The organism is Mucilaginibacter sp. P4_G9, from assembly GCF_056400985.1.
In genome coordinates this window covers 1-4,515 of the sequence record NZ_JBFUKF010000400.1, presented here as the reverse complement: position 1 = coordinate 4,515, position 4,515 = coordinate 1, and the positions used below count along the sequence as shown (strand labels likewise).

At 41.2% G+C, this 4,515-nt stretch carries 5 protein-coding genes; 1 reads left to right on the top strand and 4 read right to left on the bottom strand.

Going from position 1 to position 4,515, the window contains the following annotated elements; translation table 11 throughout:
• Positions 1 to 154: 154 nt before the first annotated feature.
• On the bottom strand, positions 155 to 1,174 hold the full coding sequence (locus AC1DPZ_RS22500) for an aldo/keto reductase (protein ID WP_477407666.1): 1,020 nt from the start codon (positions 1,172 to 1,174) through the stop codon (positions 155 to 157).
• A 187-nt stretch (positions 1,175 to 1,361) separates the two neighbouring features.
• On the opposite strand from AC1DPZ_RS22500, the gene AC1DPZ_RS22495 reads away from it, so the two are divergent.
• The gene (locus AC1DPZ_RS22495; RefSeq protein ID WP_477407664.1) at positions 1,362 to 1,688 is read left to right on the top strand and encodes a hypothetical protein; all 327 of its coding nucleotides are present in this window, start codon (positions 1,362 to 1,364) and stop codon (positions 1,686 to 1,688) included.
• 65 nt (positions 1,689 to 1,753) lie between these two features.
• On the opposite strand, the gene AC1DPZ_RS22490 is transcribed toward AC1DPZ_RS22495, so the two are convergent.
• From AC1DPZ_RS22490 to AC1DPZ_RS22480, 3 genes are all read right to left on the bottom strand, one after another.
• Positions 1,754 to 1,933, bottom strand: a complete 180-nt coding sequence (locus tag AC1DPZ_RS22490) for a hypothetical protein (RefSeq protein WP_477407662.1) — start codon at positions 1,931 to 1,933, stop codon at positions 1,754 to 1,756.
• Between the two features lie 220 nt (positions 1,934 to 2,153).
• Entirely contained in the window at positions 2,154 to 3,134 is a 981-nt protein-coding gene (locus AC1DPZ_RS22485) for an acyl-ACP desaturase (RefSeq protein WP_477407660.1), read from the bottom strand.
• Between the two features lie 50 nt (positions 3,135 to 3,184).
• Positions 3,185 to 4,291, bottom strand: coding sequence for a glycoside hydrolase family 5 protein (locus AC1DPZ_RS22480; protein ID WP_477407658.1), 1,107 nt, complete (start codon positions 4,289 to 4,291; stop codon positions 3,185 to 3,187).
• Positions 4,292 to 4,515: the final 224 nt, after the last annotated feature.

Below are 4,515 nucleotides of genomic sequence, written 5' to 3'. Positions count from 1 at the left end.
ATTTTCCGCCGGGTAAGACGGTATTTTAGCCGTAACCGTAAAAGGGAAAAGCTTCACAAAAAGGAGGATTATGAAGGTAGTCGCCATGAACACCATGTGCGGCATGAAACAAAGACGACTAACTCCGAAGGCATCCGGTAAATTGTGAGTGAAGCTACCTCCTCTCCACCCTATCATAAAATCCGCCAAAGCTATTATTCTTAACAGCTTCCTCGTTAAAAAAATCGCCGGGAAAACCTAATTCAATAGCACTGGCATCGCTCAGCCGTTTCATCTGATCGGCTTTTAAAGTAACATCAACGGTTTTTAAATTATCCAGCAGCTGATCTACTTTGGTAGCGCCCACAATCGGGATACACGAAAAATATTGCTGGCGGGTCCAGTTTAGCGCCACATGGCTTTCGGATACACCAAGTTCGGCGGCTACTTCCATCACTACTTTTGTAATCTTTTCCGCACGGGCATTCAGGCGGTTGCTTTCGGGTTTTATACGTCCTTTATCACCTTTTAAATATTTACCGGTAAGCGCGCCTCCTGCAAGCGGGGCCCATGGTGTAACCGTCATCCCAAAATGTTTGGCCATTGGTATCAGTTCACGCTCGGCGGTACGGGCCAGCAGGCTGTACTCTACCTGTAAGGCAATAAACTGGCTCCAGCCCATCAGTTCGGCCATGGTGTTCCCTTTGGCTACCACCCAGGCGGGTGTATCGCTTATGGCAGCATAAGTTATTTTGCCTTGCTTAATCAGGTCGTCCATAGCGCGCAGTACTTCATCAACCGGGGTAATATTATCCCAGATATGCAGGTACAAAACATCAATAAAATCGGTTTTCMGGCGCTTCAGGCTTTCCTCAACGCTACGCATCATGTTTTTACGGCTGTTACCCGATGCATTAGGGTTGCTTATGTTATCCTTTAACGTGTATTTGGTAGCCAGCACAAAATAATCACGGTCATGGTTACCAATATAATCGCCAATGATCTTTTCGCTGGTGCCCAGTTTGTAAATATTGGCGGTATCCAGGAAGTTGCCGCCGGCATTGGCGTAGGCGTCCATAATAGCAAAACTGGTTGCCGCATCGGCACCCCAGCCTGCTTCGGTGCCAAAACCCATGGTACCCAGGCATAGTTCAGAAACTTTAAGGCCCGAGCGGCCAAGTAATTTGTAGTTCATATAAGCCCCCTCTAAATCTCCCCCTGAAGGGGGAGACTTGTTGTTTTTTTAGATTGATATTTATTAACAATTGCCCCGATATACCTTCATAATGGCATTTTAAAGCCCTCTCCATTGGGGAGGGTTGGGTGGGGCTCAAACAATAACAAATTTGCTTTGTAATATTAAACATTGCAAATGTATTATCATGAAAATTATAACACTCCACTCGCCCATTCATATTCATGAGTTATTTAATATCCTGCAGCATAAGCTAAACCCACTTTTTCATGAGTGCCGGCATAGTGATATTAACTTTACCATAAGCGGGAAGGATGATGTTCTTGAAATAAGTCAGCCGGATTTGTACGAAGGTGTTTTGTTCAGCCTGCACATTAATGGCAACGAACTTTGGATAACCCGAAATGAGCATTATGTAGATGATGTAAACTCGCTGACAATTGAATCAATCCTGAACAGATTGTTTGCCGATGTTGCAGGCAGCCGGGGTACCGACCTGGTGCGGGAAGGCTAAAAGCTCAACTATTTTTTTGGCTTAGCATAAAATCTCTTATGCACAATATTTATTACCTGCTGTTGCTATCTCGCGTATGGCAACGCCAGCCATATTGTTTGACCATCCTTTTCTGATTTAGCAAATGTCACTACTTCATACATTCCATTCTTTCGAGGCACATGGATATCTATATACTGCTTGTCATAATAAGTAGGATCTGGTAGTTGTTGCCTAGCCTCTTGTTCAGTCTTTTTATCAGCCATTGATTTCGAAATTATTCAAAGATAATCGTATTCAACAAATCTTTTTAGAACAGACATCCTTGAATTCCCTTAACCAGCCCCATTACACTAACTATCTCAAATGATTTCCATCTCCTCGGTTCTCTGGTAGAGGAGTCTGAGTTACTATACCGTTCGAATTAGAATAGCAAAAAAAAGACGCATTTCCATGCGTCTCTCCTTAAATATCTTTTAATGAACCTTACCCGTTTATCCAGCTAAATTTATATTCAAGCATCGGGTTTTTCATACGGTCGGCTACACGTATCAGGCGGCCGGGCAGGTTCATGATATAATCACGGGCCTTTTCGCCGCTTTCATTAAGGTCGGTAACACTTTCAATATGCCAGTCTTCTATCAATTCTTTCAGTATATCCACATAGTCGATAGCTGTGTAGATACCCAAACGCTGGGCAGCATCGGTAAAGTGGCCAAAGGTTTGGCCTATTTTTAAACCAACTTCGCGCAGGAAATGGGCCGGCATTACAATTTTTTTACGCATCATATCCTCAAAGGCTATCATAGCCTCATTAGGATCAACTTCAAATATCTTTTCAATAAAGTATTTGTACGCTTTAGCGTGGCGGGCCTCATCACCGGCAATTACACCACACATTTTTGATAGCAGGGTATCACCATCTTTTTTAGCCTGCGATGCTACGCGTCTGTGCGATACGTTTGTTGCCAGTTCCTGGAAAGAGGTGTATATAAAGTTGCGGTAAGGATCGGTTCCGGTACCAATATCAAAGCCATCGGCAATTAAATACTGGGTTGATACCTCCATCATACGCATATTAACACGACCAGAAAGATAAAGGTATTTGTTTAGCAGATCGCCGTGGCGGTTCTCTTCGGCGGTCCAGTGGCGGGTCCATTTCATCCAGCCGCCAGCTTCATCTTTTGATACCCCATCAACCATGGTAAGCCATGATTCATAAGTTGGCAGTGCTTCTTCGGTAATTGTATCACCAACTAAAACCGCTATCAAATCATAGCTAAGTCCCTGGGCGCTTTCCTGTAATTCTTTAATCTCGTTAAAAAAAGTATCTCTTGAAGAATCAGGCAAAAAATCTGATGGCTGCCATATCGTGTCAACAGGTTTTAAAAAATCATACATCTTTTCGAGCATGAATTTTTCAATGTGGCTCATTACTTCCCTGCGCTTTTCTACAAAAAATTCCATAACAAATTATTAATCTTCAAAGGTAACATTTAAAGCACAATAATGTTACATCATTTTAAGGCTTTATAACCTATTGCGTCTTTCATACAGGCCGGTAAATTATCCATTGATGGCTTGCCTGTAAATATAGAAAACGTGTCGTTATAATCCCAAAGCATACCCGGTATATGAAGTTTTTTTAACGCTGTTCTTACAGCCTTAATATACCTGCAGCGGCTATCAATATCAGCATATTTATTATAGGCGCCATATTCGCCGCATATAACCGGCACATCATACTTAACAGCCCAGGTCTTTACTATCTGCAGTTTATCGTTTACCGACTGTTCGTTGCCATCGCGCTTATACAATTCATAGTTAATTTCGCCGCTTGTGCCCTTAGCCTTCGGGTTAAGCACTGGAAAATTTTCCGCACTATAAGGAAATGATACCCCGGTTGTTGCAACCTGGTTGCCTACCCACGCTGCACCCTGGTGGGTAAAAAAGAAAGGTTCATAAAAGTGAAATGTATAAATAATGTTCTCATCAGCAAGTCTTACAAACCGGCTCAGCTCATATATGCTGTTATAGTTTGATGCTCCGATAATAAATGTGCGTGTTTTATCAACTTTGCGTACGGCAGTTACTATATTATATATTGCGTCTTTCCACACATTGGGGTTCATATGGGGCGGCTCGTTATACAACTCAAAAAAAACATCATCGGCACTTGCATATTTATACCTTTTAGCCATTTTTTGCCATAAACCGATGATTTTAGGAGTTTCGGTATTGTAATTGGTATCTATTAATTTCCCGTAATGGTAATCCAATACCAATTTAAATCCGTATCTATGACATTGCTTAATTACTTTATCAATGTATCCCTGTATTTGCTCAGACGATACGCGTTCTGATTCGAAGAATGTAAATGCTACAGGTAACCTTATGCTCCTGAAACCAAGCTTTTTTAACAGCAAAAAATCGGCATCTTTAATAGCCCCCTGCCCCGGTATGTTTTTATTCCAGGTTTGCTCCAGCCATGAAAAACTGATACCATTATTTAGGGTATATGCTCGTTTAAAGGCCAGCGCGCGCAAGCCGCCGTTTTTTGGACTGCTTTTTGTAACTGGGCAACCTGTTGTAATAAATAATAATATTAACAAAAACCTTAACATGTTCGTAAAACATATTGTTTTGTTCTTCCACCTATTTTGTTTAAAACAGTCAACCAGCATAGGCCTTAATTTATAATTTCAAGATAACGAATAATGTTTGTTCAAATTACAAAAGAAGAATTAATAAAAGAGACCTCAAAAAAAGCCTGGTATCAAACCAATAATATTGTTTGGACTATTATATTTCTTTACCCTCTTTTTAGCATAGTTGATTTTATATATGC